This is a genomic window from Stenotrophomonas sp. TD3, from assembly GCF_001939825.1.
GTDB lineage: Bacteria > Pseudomonadota > Gammaproteobacteria > Xanthomonadales > Xanthomonadaceae > Stenotrophomonas.
In genome coordinates this window covers 2,825,069-2,839,346 of record NZ_MOYM01000001.1, presented here as the reverse complement: position 1 = coordinate 2,839,346, position 14,278 = coordinate 2,825,069, and the positions used below count along the sequence as shown (strand labels likewise).

17 protein-coding genes are annotated in these 14,278 nt (G+C 66.8%); 5 read left to right on the top strand and 12 right to left on the bottom strand.

Going from position 1 to position 14,278, the window contains the following annotated elements; translation table 11 throughout:
• Window positions 1–158 precede the first annotated feature (158 nt).
• The gene (coq7, locus tag BKE09_RS13135) at window positions 159–803 is read left to right on the top strand and encodes a 2-polyprenyl-3-methyl-6-methoxy-1,4-benzoquinone monooxygenase (protein ID WP_014038733.1); all 645 of its coding nucleotides are present in this window, start codon (window positions 159–161) and stop codon (window positions 801–803) included.
• 72 nt (window positions 804–875) lie between these two features.
• Here the strand turns inward: coq7 and sugE are convergent, their stop codons facing one another.
• Window positions 876–1,196 (bottom strand): quaternary ammonium compound efflux SMR transporter SugE, encoded by a 321-nt coding sequence (gene sugE / locus BKE09_RS13130; RefSeq protein WP_005419816.1) that lies wholly within the window; start codon window positions 1,194–1,196, stop codon window positions 876–878.
• Between the two features lie 168 nt (window positions 1,197–1,364).
• Window positions 1,365–2,159, bottom strand: a complete 795-nt coding sequence (gene speD / locus BKE09_RS13125; protein WP_006473908.1) for an adenosylmethionine decarboxylase — start codon at window positions 2,157–2,159, stop codon at window positions 1,365–1,367.
• 149 nt (window positions 2,160–2,308) lie between these two features.
• On the opposite strand from speD, the gene crp reads away from it, so the two are divergent.
• Together crp and BKE09_RS13115 are read left to right on the top strand one after the other, a co-directional pair.
• Complete coding sequence (crp, locus tag BKE09_RS13120; RefSeq protein WP_010482649.1) at window positions 2,309–2,998, top strand: cAMP-activated global transcriptional regulator CRP; 690 nt, start codon at window positions 2,309–2,311, stop codon at window positions 2,996–2,998.
• Between the two features lie 62 nt (window positions 2,999–3,060).
• Window positions 3,061–3,822 carry a sulfite exporter TauE/SafE family protein gene (locus BKE09_RS13115; RefSeq protein WP_014038735.1) on the top strand — a complete coding sequence of 254 codons (762 nt, stop codon included), beginning with the start codon at window positions 3,061–3,063 and terminating at the stop codon, window positions 3,820–3,822.
• Between the two features lie 160 nt (window positions 3,823–3,982).
• On the opposite strand, the gene BKE09_RS13110 is transcribed toward BKE09_RS13115, so the two are convergent.
• From BKE09_RS13110 to BKE09_RS13065, 10 genes are all read right to left on the bottom strand, one after another.
• Complete coding sequence (locus BKE09_RS13110; RefSeq protein ID WP_075676001.1) at window positions 3,983–4,699, bottom strand: haloacid dehalogenase-like hydrolase; 717 nt, start codon at window positions 4,697–4,699, stop codon at window positions 3,983–3,985.
• Complete coding sequence (trpC, locus tag BKE09_RS13105; RefSeq protein WP_014038737.1) at window positions 4,696–5,490, bottom strand: indole-3-glycerol phosphate synthase TrpC; 795 nt, start codon at window positions 5,488–5,490, stop codon at window positions 4,696–4,698. The genes BKE09_RS13110 and trpC overlap by 4 nt, the downstream gene beginning before the upstream one ends.
• 74 nt (window positions 5,491–5,564) lie before the next feature.
• Window positions 5,565–6,596 carry an anthranilate phosphoribosyltransferase gene (trpD, locus tag BKE09_RS13100; protein ID WP_014038738.1) on the bottom strand — a complete coding sequence of 344 codons (1,032 nt, stop codon included), beginning with the start codon at window positions 6,594–6,596 and terminating at the stop codon, window positions 5,565–5,567.
• Window positions 6,597–6,612: 16 nt separating this feature from the next.
• Window positions 6,613–7,200, bottom strand: coding sequence for an aminodeoxychorismate/anthranilate synthase component II (locus BKE09_RS13095; protein WP_014038739.1), 588 nt, complete (start codon window positions 7,198–7,200; stop codon window positions 6,613–6,615).
• Between the two features lie 2 nt (window positions 7,201–7,202).
• Complete coding sequence (locus BKE09_RS13090) at window positions 7,203–7,982, bottom strand: SIMPL domain-containing protein (RefSeq protein ID WP_075676000.1); 780 nt, start codon at window positions 7,980–7,982, stop codon at window positions 7,203–7,205.
• Between the two features lie 67 nt (window positions 7,983–8,049).
• Window positions 8,050–9,525, bottom strand: coding sequence for an anthranilate synthase component I (gene trpE, locus BKE09_RS13085; protein ID WP_049424043.1), 1,476 nt, complete (start codon window positions 9,523–9,525; stop codon window positions 8,050–8,052).
• Between the two features lie 196 nt (window positions 9,526–9,721).
• A complete protein-coding gene (gene yegS / locus BKE09_RS13080; RefSeq protein WP_075675999.1) occupies window positions 9,722–10,675 on the bottom strand; it encodes a lipid kinase YegS in 954 nt (317 codons plus the stop codon).
• Between the two features lie 281 nt (window positions 10,676–10,956).
• The gene (locus tag BKE09_RS13075; protein WP_075675998.1) at window positions 10,957–11,439 is read right to left on the bottom strand and encodes a GNAT family N-acetyltransferase; all 483 of its coding nucleotides are present in this window, start codon (window positions 11,437–11,439) and stop codon (window positions 10,957–10,959) included.
• A 58-nt stretch (window positions 11,440–11,497) separates the two neighbouring features.
• Window positions 11,498–12,172, bottom strand: a complete 675-nt coding sequence (rpe, locus tag BKE09_RS13070; protein ID WP_014038744.1) for a ribulose-phosphate 3-epimerase — start codon at window positions 12,170–12,172, stop codon at window positions 11,498–11,500.
• A gap of 57 nt (window positions 12,173–12,229) precedes the next feature.
• Window positions 12,230–12,559, bottom strand: a complete 330-nt coding sequence (locus BKE09_RS13065; RefSeq protein WP_075675997.1) for a DnaJ domain-containing protein — start codon at window positions 12,557–12,559, stop codon at window positions 12,230–12,232.
• A gap of 144 nt (window positions 12,560–12,703) precedes the next feature.
• Between BKE09_RS13065 and BKE09_RS13060 the strand changes: the two genes are divergently transcribed.
• Together BKE09_RS13060 and BKE09_RS13055 are read left to right on the top strand one after the other, a co-directional pair.
• Window positions 12,704–13,630: a phosphoribosylaminoimidazolesuccinocarboxamide synthase gene (locus tag BKE09_RS13060; protein WP_075675996.1), complete on the top strand. Its 927-nt coding sequence runs from the start codon at window positions 12,704–12,706 to the stop codon at window positions 13,628–13,630.
• A 140-nt stretch (window positions 13,631–13,770) separates the two neighbouring features.
• Complete coding sequence (locus BKE09_RS13055; RefSeq protein WP_075675995.1) at window positions 13,771–14,256, top strand: Mpo1-like protein; 486 nt, start codon at window positions 13,771–13,773, stop codon at window positions 14,254–14,256.
• Window positions 14,257–14,278 lie beyond the last annotated feature (22 nt).

Genomic DNA, 14,278 nt, shown 5'->3' with positions numbered 1-14,278 from the left:
GACTCGCCGGAACTCTGCCACGCGTTGTGAAAGGTGAAGCGTAAGAGGCGGGATTGTACGCAGGTCAAGCCCCCGGTGCAAGCTGGCCCTGCCCCGGGTTGGCAGGGGGACGGGGGCGGGCGAGAATCGGCGGGTCTTCCGCCCCACCGCGTACCGCCATGACCGTGCTCCGCCAGACCACCCCGCTGGACCACCTGCTGACCGAAGCGCAGCGCGCCCTGGACACGGTGTTCGGCAACCCACCGGCGGCCCGCCCCTACCCGGCTGCGGACACCGGCGAGCCGGGCATGGACAACGCCGAGCGCCGCCATGCGGCGGGCCTCATGCGGATCAACCACGTCGGCGAAGTCTGCGCGCAGGGCCTGTACTTCGGCCAGGCGGCCGTGGCCCGTGACCCGGCCACCCGTGAACACCTGCTGGAAGCGGCCCAGGAGGAGACCGACCACCTGGCCTGGTGCGCCACCCGGCTGGGTGAACTGGACAGCCGCCCCAGCCTGTTCAACCCGCTGTGGTATGCCGGCAGTTACACCATCGGCACCCTGGCCGGGCTGCGCGGCGACGGCTGGAACCTGGGCTTCGTGGTCGAAACCGAGCGCCAGGTGGAAGCCCACCTGGACGAGCACCTGGTCGACCTGCCGGCCGGCGACCTGCGCAGCCGCGCGGTCATCCAGGTGATGAAGGAAGACGAGGCCCGCCACGCGGAGCACGCCGAGCAGGCCGGCGCACGCCGCCTGCCGTTCCCGATCCCGGGCGCGATGGCGCTGGCCTCCAAGGTCATGAAGGCCATCGCCTACCGCATTTGAAGGGTCGCCCGCACCAACGGTGCGGGCCTACCAGGAGATGCGGTGGGGCCCGACCGTTGGTCGGGCCATCAATCAGTTCGGCGAGACCAGCTTCAGGCCGATCACGCCGGCCACGATCAGGCCCACGCAGGCCAGGCGGGCCGGCGACGCACTGTCGTTGAACAGGTAGATGCCCAGCACCGCCACGCCCATGGCGCCGATACCGGTCCAGATCGCATAGGCGGTGCCGACCGGGATGCTCTTCATCGCCTGGCTCATCAGGTACAGGCTGATCAGGGCGGACACCACCGTGGCAACGGTGGGCAGGGGTTTGCTGAAGCCTTCGGAGTACTTCATACCGAGGGCAAAACCGATCTCGAACAGGCCGGCCAGCAGCAGGTAGATCCAGGGCATGGGTGGGGGCTCCTTACCTTTTTTGAGGAAAACGAAACGGCCCGGTGTTTTCACACCGGGCCGTGGGTCGGTACATCACCGTGGAACTGTAACGCGTGCGGGGCACTGGTTCCACGGGGCGGGTCGTCCCGCCTGGGCGGCGATGCCTGCAGGCATCGCGCATGGGGCTTACTCGGACAGGTTCCGGCCGTGGAACAGCTCTTCGATCTCGCGCTTGAGCAGCGCTTCGATCTTCATGCGTTCCTTGAACGACAGGTTCTTGGCCTTTTCCTCGAACAGGTACTGGTCCAGGTCGAAGTCCTTCAGGTGCATCTTCGTGTGGAAGATGTTCTCCTGGTAGACGTTGACGTCGAACATCTCGTAACGCGACTTGATGTTCTTGGCCAGGAAGTTCTGGATCGAGTTGATCTTGTGATCGATATAGTGCTTCTTGCCCTTCACATCGCGGGTGAAGCCACGGACACGGTAGTCCATGATCACGATGTCCGATTCCAGGCTTTCGATCAGGTAGTTCAGGGCCTTCAGCGGCGAAATGACACCACAGGTGGCCACGTCGATGTCCGCGCGGAACGTCGCGATACCTTCCTGCGGATGGGTTTCCGGGTAGGTATGGACGGTGATGTGGCTCTTGTCCATGTGCGCGACCACGGCGTCGGAGATCAGCTCCTTGCCGGCCTGCTTCTTGTCGATCACCGGTTCTTCGGAGATCAGGATGGTCACCGAGGCACCCTGCGGGTCGTAGTCCTGGCGGGCCACGTTCAGGATGTTGGCGCCGATGATCTCGGCGACATCGGTCAAGATTTGAGTCAGCCTGTCGGCGTTGTACTCTTCATCGATGTATTCAATGTAACGCTGACGCTCCTCTTCGGTGCGCGCGTAACACACGTCATAGATGTTGAAGCTCAGCGCCTTGGTGAGGTTGTTGAAACCCTGCAGCCTCAGGCGAGGCAACGGCTTGACCACGGCGGTCGATTCCTGTGTAAGAAGGGAAAGGAGGAATTATGGGGCAAACTGCCCTCGGGGGGAACGTGAAGACGCAAGAGTTCTGGCACACTGTTTGCCCTTAACAATTGCGCTGGTTAAGCTCCGCTATCGACCCCGTGAATCCGTTCATGCGCAGAGGGAGCGCCCCTATCGTGTCAACCGTGCGCCTAGCTAGCAGTCCACTGGCCCTGGATATCGCCACAATCGATCGTTTCCTGGCGCACAGCCACAGGCGGCGATATCCCACCCGTACCGACGTCTTCCGACCCGGTGACCCGGCGGGAACCCTGTATTACGTCATCAGCGGCTCGGTTTCGATCATGGCCGAGGAAGATGACGATCGCGAGCTTGTGCTGGGCTACTTCGGTGCTGGCGAGTTCGTCGGCGAGATGGGCCTGTTCGTCGAATCGGACCGCCGCGAGGTGATCCTGCGGACCCGTACCGCCTGCGAGCTGGCTGAAATCAGCTACGAGCGCCTGCATCAGCTGTTCCTCGGCCCGCTGTCGGCCGATGCCCCGCGCCTGCTGTACGCGCTGGGCCAGCAGATCTCCAAGCGCCTGCTCGACACCAGCCGCAAGGCCAGCCGCCTGGCATTCCTGGACGTTACCGACCGGATCGTGCGCACCCTGCACGACCTGGCGCAGGAACCGGAGGCGATGAGCCATCCGCAGGGCAGCCAGTTGCGCGTCTCCCGCCAGGAGCTGGCACGCCTGGTCGGCTGCTCGCGTGAAATGGCCGGCCGTGTGCTGAAGAAGCTGCAGACCGACGGCCTGCTGCATGCCCGCGGCAAGACCGTGGTGCTGTACGGCACCCGTTGACCGTTGAGCACCCGGTGGGTGCGGACCTTGGTCCGCACTCCTTCGCGCGCTAGGCTCGGTACATGGAACTGAGCAGCGCATTCTGGTGGTTCATCCTCATCGGCCTCGGCGCCCAGCTGGTCGACGGCGCGCTGGGCATGGCGTTCGGCCTGGTGTCGTCGTCGGTGATGCTGGCCATGGGCATTCCGCCCGCGCAGGCCAGCGCCGCCATCCACACCGCCGAGGTGTTCACCACCGGCGCCTCCGGCGTGTCGCATCTGGTCGCCGGCAATGTCGATAAGCGCTTGTTCCTGCGCCTGGCGCTGCCCGGCGCTGTGGGCGGCGCCGTAGGTGCCTACGGCCTGACCCAGCTGCCCGGCGAGGTGATCCGCCCGCTCATCTATCTCTACCTGCTGGTGCTGGCCATCATCATCCTGGCACGTGCGGCCGGGCGCCTGATGCCCAAGGGCGAGGTCAAGCGGGTGCCCGTGCTGGGCTTCGTGGCCGGCTTCCTCGATGCCAGCGGCGGGGGCGGCTGGGGGCCGGTGGCCACCTCCACCCTGCTCGCCCGCGGCGGCCAGGCGCGCACCACCATCGGCACGGTGAACGCGGCCGAGTTCGTGGTCACCCTGACGGTTTCAGCAACGTTCCTGCTGTCGATGGGGCTGCATCACCTGCAGATCGTGGCCGGCCTGCTGATCGGCGGCATGATGGCCGCACCGGTGGCCGCCCTGCTGGTGAAGCGTCTGAAGGAGCGTTGGGTACTGGTGGCCGTCGGCGTGCTGGTACTGGGCATCAGCCTGTTCCAGATCGGCCACGCACTGACCGGGTATCTGGCGCGCTGAGCGTTTGCGGGGCATGGCCCTTCGCTACGCTCGGTAGTGCCGGCCGCTGGCCGGCAATCCCACATGCCCTTCCGCAGATCATGAAGTTGCCGGCCAGCGGCCGGCACTACCGGGTCGCAGCCGGGCACTCCGTCATCCCATGCCCGGCGGATTCCGCGCGTTACGCCTTGTCGCCGCCGCGGTCCACGCAGCCCCAGTTGAGGATGCGGGTGCCGGCCGGCAGCACGCGGCGGAAGAAGTCCACGCGCCCCGGCTTCGGGTTAACCACCACCGGCGCCTTGGCGGCCAGCAGCAGCGGCAGGTCGGCAGTACTGTCGGAATACGCGATATCGATATCGCCGTAGCCGCGCTCGCGCAGCATGCGCATCTTCTCTTCGTTGTGGCAGTGCCGGGTCGGGCCGACGCCGCCCAGCCGCGGGCCGACCTCGGTGCCGATCACCGGCACGTCCTGGTGGGCGACGAAAGCCAGGATCGCGCGCGCCAGCTCCGGCGGCGCACCCGTGGCAACCACCACGCGGTCGCCCTTGGCGCGGTGCGCGGCGAACACTTCCAGCGCCTGCGGCAGCAGCTTGGCGCGCATCTGCGCCTGGTTGCGCAGCACGTAGGCGTCGATCACCTTGTTGAAGTCACGCGCACGGTGCAGGCCGAAGCTGCCGATCCACACATAGACCGAGATGCCCGCGCGACGGGTCGGCAGCATCGCCACCATCGGCCCGGCGATCGGCGTGACCAGCAGCGCCGCCAGCATGCGCAGCGGGTTGCGCTTGATCAGCGAGGCGAACAGGTGGGTGCCTGAATCGCCGTCGTAGAGGGTGTGGTCGAAGTCGAAGACCACCAGCGGCGCATCCTCGCGCGGCGTTGGATAGTGCGTTGTCATGCCGCGAAGAATAGCTGACGCAGGCCCTCGCCCGGCTCTTCCACGCGCATGAAGGCCTCGCCCACCAGGAACGCATGGATGCCGGCGTCACGCATCAGCGCCACGTCCTGCGGGCCGAGGATGCCGCTCTCGGTGACCAGCAGGCGGTCACGCGGCACGGCGTTCTGCATGTCCAACGTGGTCTGCAGCGACACCTCGAACGTGCGCAGGTTGCGGTTGTTGATGCCGATCATCGGCGCCGGCACCTGCAGCGCGCGCTCCAGTTCATCGATGTCGTGCACTTCCACCAGCACGTCCATGCCCAGCGACAGCGCCAGTTCGGACAGCGTGGCCAGCTGGGTGTCGTCCAGCGCAGCGACGATCAGCAGGATGCAGTCGGCGCCCAGCACGCGTGCCTCGTACACCTGGTAGGCGTCGATGACGAAGTCCTTGCGCAGCACCGGCAGCGTGCACGCCTCGCGCGCCTGCTGCAGGTAGGCGTCGGCGCCCTGGAAGAAGTCCACGTCGGTCAGCACCGACAGGCAGCTGGCGCCACCGAACTCGTAGCTGACCGCGATGTCGGCCGGGCGGAAGTCGGGGCGGATGACGCCCTTGGACGGGCTGGCCTTCTTCACCTCGGCGATCACCGCCGGGTCGCCGTTGGCCACCGCCGCCTGCAAGGCACGCACGAAGCCACGTACCGGCGGGGCACTGGCCAGGGCGGCCTGCAGCTCCTCGAGCGGGCGCTGGGCGCGGCGCTGGGCTACTTCTTCGGCCTTGCGGGCCAGGATCGTCTGCAGGATGTCGCTCATCGTCTTCGGTTCGGTGCGGGGGCGGTGAGGACGGCCATTATCGGCCATCAAGGGGGTCAGGCTGAACCGCGCGCTCAGGCAACCAGCGCGCGGGTGGTCTCCACATACTGCTGCAGGCGCTGGCGGGCGCTGCCGTTGGCGATGGCGGCACGAGCGCGGGCCAGGCCGTCGCCGATGTCGCTGGCCACGCCGGCCACGTACAGCGCGGCACCGGCGTTCAGGGCCACGATGTCCAGCGCCGGGCCGGGCTCGTTGTCCAGCACCGCGCGCAGCATCGCAATGGACTGTTCCGGGCTGTCCACGCGCAGGTTGCGGCTGGCCGACATGGCGATGCCGAAGTCCTCCGGGTGGATCTCGTACTCGCGCACCTTGCCGTCGCGCAGCTCGCCGACCAGCGTGCCGGCACCCAGCGAGATCTCGTCCATGTTGTCGCGGCCCCAGACCACCATGGCGCGCTCGGTGCCCAGTTCGCGCAGCACGCGCGCCTGGATGCCCACCAGATCGGGATGGAACACGCCCATCAGCACCGACGGCGCGCTGGCCGGGTTGGTCAGCGGGCCGAGGATGTTGAAGATGGTGCGCACGCCCATCTCGCGGCGTACCGGCGCGACGACCTTCATCGACGGATGATGGATCGGCGCGAACATGAAGCCGATACCGGTCTGCTCGATCGCCGCGGCCACCTGGGCCGGCTGCAGCTCGATGGCCGCGCCCAGTGCTTCCACCGCATCGGCGCTGCCGGACTTGGACGACACGCTGCGGTTGCCATGCTTGGCCACGCGCGCACCGGCCGCGGCGGCGACGAACATCGCGCAGGTGGAGATGTTGAAGGTGTGCGAACCATCGCCACCGGTGCCGACGATGTCGACCAGGTGGGTGCTGTCGGCCACCGGCACCGCCAGCGCGAACTCGCGCATGACCGTGGCCGCCGCAGCGATCTCGTCGATGGTTTCTTTCTTCACGCGCAGGCCGGTGAGGATAGCGGCGGTCATCATCGGCGAGACATCGCCGCGCATGATCTGCCGCATCAGGTCGACCATTTCGTCGAAGAAGATCTCGCGGTGCTCGATGGTGCGTTGCAGGGCTTCCTGGGGGGAGAAGCTCATGGGAATGCTCCTTGGATCAGGCCGCCGGGCGCTGCAGGAAATTGCGCAGCAAGGCGTGGCCGTGTTCGGTGAGGATGGATTCGGGATGGAACTGCACGCCTTCCACCGGGAACTGGCGGTGGCGCAGGCCCATGATCTCTTCGATCGAGCCGTCGTCGTTCTCGGTCCAGGCGGTCACTTCCAGCACATCGGGCAGGCTGTTCTTGTCCACCACCAGCGAGTGGTAGCGGGTGGCCTGGTAACGGTCCGGCAGGCCAGCGAACACGCCCTTGCCTTCATGGCGGATGGGCGAGGTCTTGCCGTGCATGATGTTGCCGGCACGGATCACGGTGCCGCCGTAGACCTGGCCGATGCCCTGGTGGCCCAGGCACACGCCGAGGATCGGCGTGGTCGGGCCCAGGCGCTGGATCAGCTCCAGCGACACGCCAGCTTCGTTGGGCGTGCACGGGCCGGGCGAAATGACGATGCGCTCGGGCTTCTGCGCGGCGATCTCGTCCACGCTCATCGCATCGTTGCGCACCACCTTCACCTCGGCGCCCAGCGTCTGCAGGTACTGCACGAGGTTGTAGGTGAAGCTGTCGTAGTTGTCGATCATCCACAACATGGTCAGGTTCCGTCGCTTATCAGGAAAATGGCGTATACGTTTTCGGTGTAGGTGATGGGGCCGGCTTCGATGGATTCGCGCAGGCGTGAGCCGGTGGTCTCGATCATGTCCATCTGCGCCGCAGGTGACGGCGGCGATGGCGGCGTCACCAGGTCCCCACTGCTGGGCCAACTGCCTGCCTGAATGCCATAGGCGAAGTTCGGCGCCACATCGGAAATGCTGTACAGACCACGCAGCTGGGTGCCGTAGGCCTTGGCCAGCCCCTGCGCGGACTCGCGGGTCTTGGCCGCGGCCTCGCCCTTGAGTTCACGTCGCAGCGCCACTTCGCCCGAGTAGGTCGGGGCCACGCTGCTGACCTGCACGTTCTCGTTGGCCTTCAGCGCGCCCAGCACGTCCTGCATCGCCTTTACGCTGGCGAAGCTGGCACGCAGCTGGCGCGACACGCGGGTGCCGATGAAGACCTGCCGGTTCTGCTCATAGCGCGTCGCCGGGCCGATCCGCAGGTTGTCCGCACGCACGCTGCCCTCCACCGCCTTGTTCTGCTTGAACAGCGCCAGCGCGCGGGCAACGTTGTCCTGCACGCGGCGCCGCGCCGCATCTGCGTCCATGTCGGTCTCTTCGATGTTCAACTGCAGGCCGAACCGGTCAGGCATCACCTCGCGGCGCGCCTCGCCCTTCACCAGCAGATGCGGCTGCGAAGGAATGGTGTTGGCCTGCGCCCACGCAGACGGGGCCATCGTGGCCAGCAGTGACGACCACAGCAATGCGCTCAGCAGCTTCATGCGGTACTCCTTGTCTTGAATGGGAACAGCGGAGGGTGCCGCGGCGCAGGCCACGGCACGGGGAACTTCACAGGCCCTTGGCGGCCTGGGCGACGGCGCGGAACAGCGCGCGGCCCTTGTTCATCGTCTCGTCCCATTCCTTGTCCGGGTCCGAGTCGTAGACGATGCCGGCGCCGGCCTGCACGTACAGGCGGCCGTCCTTGATCACCGCGGTGCGGATCGCGATCGCGGTATCGGCATCGCCGTGCCAGCCGATGTAGCCGATGCTGCCGGCGTAGACATTGCGCTTGATCGGTTCCAGCTCGCGGATCACTTCCAGCGCGCGGATCTTCGGCGCGCCGCTGACCGTACCCGCCGGGAAGGTGGCACGCAGCACGTCGGCGTAGCTCAGGCCGGGCTGCAGCTGCCCGGTCACTTCGCTGACGATGTGCATGACGTGGCTGTAGCGTTCGATCACGAACTGCTCGCCCACTTCCACGGTGCCGGCCTTCGATACGCGACCGGCGTCGTTGCGGCCGAGGTCGATCAGCATCAGGTGCTCGGCGCGCTCCTTCGGATCGGCCAGCAGCTCTGCTTCCAGCGCCAGGTCCTGCTCGACGGTGGCGCCGCGCGGGCGGGTGCCGGCGATCGGACGCACGGTGACTTCGCCATCCTGCAGGCGCACCAGGATTTCCGGCGAGGAACCGACCACCTGCAGGTCGCCGACATCGAGGAAATACATGTACGGCGAGGGATTCAACGCGCGCAGCGCGCGGTACACATCCACCGGGCGCGCCTTGAACGGCACGCTCAGGCGCTGGCTGAGCACCACCTGGAAGATGTCGCCGGCACGGATGTATTCCTTGCTGCGCTGGACCGCATCGACGAAGCCTTCGCGGGTGAACCCGGAGACGAAATCGGACTCGTCCAGCACGTCGCTGTTGAGCGGTGCCGGATAGCCGGCCCCCGGTGCGCGCAGCTTGGCGGTCAACGCATCCAGGCGTGCCTGGGCCTGCTCGAACGCCCCCTCGACACGCGGGTCGGCATGCACGATCAGGTACAGCCGGCCCTTGAGGTTGTCGAACACCGCCAGTTCGTTGGAGTCCAGCAGCAGGATGTCCGGCGTGCCCAGTTCATCGCGGCCGGCCGGCGGTGCCAGGCGCGGTTCGATGTAGCCGATGCACTCGAAACCGAACCAGCCGACCAGGCCGCCGGTGAAGCCCGGCAGGCCTTCCAGCTTGGGCACCGAGTGGGCGCTGCGCAGCGCCTCGACTTCGGCGAACGGGTCGGCCACCTCGCGGGTGTCCACCACCTGGCCGTCTTCGCGCACGGTCAGCGTGTGGCCATGGAAGGCGTACACGCGGCGCGCCGGCAGGCCGATGATCGAGTAACGACCAAAGCGCTCGCCGCCTTCGACGGATTCAAACAGGTAGGTATTGGGGCCGTCGGCGAGCTTCAGATAGACCGAAAGCGGCGTGTCCAGGTCGGACAGCACTTCACGGACGACGGGAATATGGGTGTGGCCTTCAGCGGCCTGCAGCTGAAACTGAGCGTGCGAGTTCAAGACGACTTTCCTTCCGGGACACAGCGTTATGGGGGCGGACGACGGCAACGGGCCACCATCGCCACCAACGGCGTGCGGAAGAAAGGGTATGCGGGGTCGTCAGGCTGGACACCCCTTGACTGTATCGCAGCCGGGGCGGGAGGGGAACCCCGCCAAACTGAACCACGGCACGCCCGGGCGGCCGCAGAGACCGGCGCTACGCCGGGGCGTTCGCAGCGGAGACCCCACCCAGCAGCGGACAGCTGGCCGGCAGATGCATCCGCACCCTGCCCGGCACGCACGCGATGCGGAACTGGCGGGCCTGTACCGGTTCGCCGTCCAGGTTGAGCGTCAACGGGCGCTCGGATTCCACCTGCAGCCACGGCAACCGCGCGCGCGTGGCCAGCTGTTCGAGCGCCGCCTGGGTGCCGGACTTCAGCATCTGGCCGAGGGTAGCGGTGACCTCACCTTCCAGCTCCGGGAGCACGGTTACATCCAGCAGCCCATCGTCGATCAGTGCCTGCGGGCACAGCTGCTGGCCACCGCCGGCCTGCCGGCCATTGCCGATGCCGAGCGCGATGAAGTCGCCTTCCCATGCGAAATCCGGACCCGACAGGCGTGCATGGATCGGCTCGATCCGCCCCAGCTTGGCGATGCCGGTAATCACGTAGGCCAGCCCGCCCAGCATCTTCTTCAGGCCGGCATCGGTCTCCACCGTCACCTGCGTGCCGAAGCCACCGCTGGCGAGATTGGCGCACCACCAGGGCGTGCCATCAGCGTCCACGCGCAGCAGATCGATGGCATGCGGCGTGGCCTGTCCGATCAACGCAAAGGCCGCCTTCGGCTCGGTCGGAATACCCGCAGCCGTGGCGAAATCGTTGGCGGTCCCCATCGGGATCAGCGCCAGCGAGGGCAGCGCATCCGCCGCTTCCTCACGATGCGCCAGGGTTTCGGCCACCGCGCTGAGCGTGCCGTCACCACCGGCGGCAACGATCACGTCCACGCCGTGATCGATGGCCTCAGCGACGTAGCGCTCGGCGTCACCGTCCTCCCAGGTCACCCGCACCTCCAGCTGCACGCCCTGCCCGCGCCAATGGCCGACAGCCTCGCGCAGTTCCTCGTTGCCTGCGGATTTGCCATTGAGGATCAGGCGCCAGCGCGGTGCGGTCATGCGGAGCTTCCAGGAGGGGGCGGCACAGGCTAGCAATGCGCTGTTTGTCCGCAGTGAATGTCACGCAAGTGTCATTCAGCTGCTGGAGAATGGAAGGCCATAGCAGGGACGACGGATGGAGGCAGGATCAGCCTCCCACGCATGCAGCGAGGCCACGCCAGTGATTGGCGTGGCTTTTTTTTGGGGTGGGCTGGGAGTGCGAACCAAGATTCGCACCCACCGGGTTGCGGTTCGCACCCACCCGGTTGGTAGATCCACGCCATGCGTGGATGCACTTCGCTTCAACCATTGGCGAAATCGTGCAGCGCCTGGCCCTGCAACCGGTACACGGTCCACTCGTCCTGCGGCGTGGCGCCAGCGGCGGTGTAGAACTCGATGGCCGGGGTGTTCCAGTCCAGCACCGACCATTCGAAGCGACCGCAGCCTTCGGCCACGGCCTGGCGTGCGATGTACTTCAGCAGTGCCTTGCCGGCGCCCACACCACGCTTTTCCTGGCTGACATACAGGTCTTCCAGGTAGATGCCCTTGCGGCCCAGCCAGGTCGAGTAGTTGTAGAAATACACGGCGTAACCAATGGGCTCGCCGTCGGCTTCGCAGATCAGCGCGCGCGCCGTGGCATCGGCACCGAACAGGCTTTCGGCGATGCCGATCTCGTCGGTCTGCACCGAATGCTCGGCCCTCTCGTAGATGGCCAGCTCGCGGATGAAATGCAGGATCAGGCCCGCATCGGCGACGGTGGCCGGGCGGATATTCAACAGAGCCATGGGCGAGAAAGGGGACAGAGGGGACCAAGCGAGCTTAATCCCCTCCGTCCCCTTTTTGTCAGCGTGCCGCGGCGACGTTGGCGCGCATCTGCGCGATGACGTCCTGGTAGCTGGTCTTGGCGTTGAAGATGGCCGAACCAGCGACGAAGGTGTCGGCGCCGGCAGCGGCGATCTCGCCGATGTTGTCGGCCTTCACGCCGCCGTCGATCTCCAGGCGGATGTCCTTGCCGCTGGCATCGATCATCTTGCGCACCACTTTCAGCTTGTCCAGCGCCGAGGGAATGAAGGCCTGTCCGCCGAAGCCCGGGTTGACCGACATCAGCAGCACCAGGTCAAGGTCGTCCAGCACCCAGTCGAGGATGTCCACCGGCGTGGCCGGATTGAGCACGATGCCCGGCTTGCAGCCCAGCGAGCGGATCAGCTGGATGGTGCGGTGCACGTGGCGGCTCGCTTCCGGGTGGAAGCTGATGTAGGTGGCACCGGCTTCGGCGAAGTCCGGGATGATGCGGTCCACCGGCTCGACCATCAGGTGCACGTCGATCGGTGCGGTGACGCCGTGCTTGCGCAGCGCCTGGCAGACCATCGGGCCGATGGTCAGGTTCGGCACGTAGTGGTTGTCCATCACGTCGAAGTGGACCCAGTCCGCGCCGGCGGCGAGGACGTTGTCGACTTCCTCGCCGAGGCGGGCGAAGTTGGCGGACAGGATGGACGGGGCGATGAGGCAGTTGGACATGGCCGGGGCCTTCGGAACGGGGAAAAGGTTCTCCCGCCCGCAGGCGGGACTCTGGAATCAGCGCTTGCGCAGGGTCTTGATGCGGTCGTAGGCGGCATTGACCCGCCGCGACTTCTGCTCGGCCTGCTGCTGAAGCTCGGGGGCGGCGCCGCCAAGCTTGTCGGGGTGGTACTGCGAGATCAGCCTGCGGTAGGCGCGCTCGACCTCGGCATCGGTGGCCTCGGAGGTCAGCCCCAGCTCCCGGTACGGGTTCTCCTTGTTCAGGCGGAACCAGTCCGAATCGAAGGCGTGGCCGATCAACAGGCCGACCACCGCGCCGAACAGCGGATTGGGCCGGAACAGCAGGGCGCCGGCGATGAATCCGAGCAGTTTTCCGTACCAGCGCATGGCGCTCCGGGGTCGACCGACGAAATGGACGCTCATTTTACGTCACAGCGGGCCCGGACCGCTTTACACTAGGCCGCCCGCTGGTCAGCGGGCCCGCCGGGTCCGTTGGGCAGCAGCCGTATCGACAACGCCCCAGGAGTGCCCGTGCCAACCACGCTGTTGCAATCCGATCTCCCCGGCCTGCCCTTGCGCCATCGCGGCAAGGTGCGTGATGTGTTCGATATCCCGCGCGAGCGGCTGCCAGCCGGAACCCCGCCGGGCGAGTACCTGTTGATGGTGGCCACCGATCGCCTGTCGGCGTTCGACGTGGTGCTGCCCGACCCGATTCCGGGCAAGGGCGAGATGCTCTGCCAGGTCTCCAACTTCTGGTTCGCCAAGACCGCGCACCTGATGCCCAACCACCTGACCGGCATCGACGTGGCCAGCGTGCTGCCCGCAGGCGTGGACCCGGCCCTGTACGCCAAGCGCGCGGTGGTCACCCGCAAGCTGAAGCCGGTGCCGGTGGAAGCGATCGCCCGCGGCTACCTGATCGGCAGCGGCTGGAAGGACTACCAGCGCACCGGCAAGGTCAGCGGCATCGACCTGCCCGATGGCCTGCGCCAGGCCGAGCAGCTGCCGGAGCCGATCTTCACCCCCTCGACCAAGGCCGCCGTCGGCGACCATGACGAGAACATCGATTTCGATGCGATGGTGAAGCAGGTCGGTGCGGACCTGGCCGAGCGCGTGCGCGACGCCACCCTGCGCATCTACAAGTTCGCCGCCGATTACGCCCGCGAGCGCGGCATCATCCTGGCCGATACCAAGTTCGAATTCGGTACCGATGCCGATGGCCGCCTGTACATCATGGACGAGATGCTGACGCCGGATTCCTCGCGTTACTGGCCGGCCGACGAGTACGAAGTGGGCACCAGCCCGCCGAGCTACGACAAGCAGTTCGTGCGTGATTACCTGGAGACGCTGGACTGGGGCAAGACCGCCCCGGGCCCGAGCATCCCGGCCGAGATCATCGAGCGCACCCGCGCCAAGTACGCCGAGGCGCTGCAGCGCCTGGCCGGGATCAGCGTCGACTGATCCGCCTGCGCCCCCCGGCCGGAAAGGCGGGGGGGCGTTCTGAATGCGGTAGTGCCGGCCGCTGGCCGGCAACCCCGCAAGCCTGCAGCCAGGCATGGCCTGGCTCTACTGACGGGCTCCGGCGGGAGTATGCTGGCCGCATGCAGACATCCACCGAGCTTGCGCGGCCGATCGACCGCTATTTCGCCAGCTACTCCGACGACCACCGCAATGTGATCAACCAGCGCATCCACGTGGTGGCGGTCCCGGCGATCCTGTGGTCGGTGGTGGCTCTGCTGTGGTGCCTGCCGCCGCTGATCACCTGGTTCCAGTACGGCATCTGGTCGGCGTTCGCGATGTTCAGCGCCTGGTGCTTCTACAACAAACTGTCGCGCCCGCTGGGCATCGGCATGCTCATCCAGTTCTTCGTGTTCGGCTGCCTGTGCCGGCTGCTGGAGGCCGAGATCGGCATCCAAGCCCTGCGCTGGCTGGCAGTGGGCGTGTTCGTGGTGGCCTGGATCGCGCAGTTCATCGGCCACAAGTTCGATGGCCGCAAGCCCAGCTTCCTGACCGACCTGACCTATCTGCTGATCGGACCGGCCTGGGTGATGGCCAAGTTCTACCGCAAGCTCGACTGGCGCTACTGACCTGGCGGCGGCCGACAGCGGC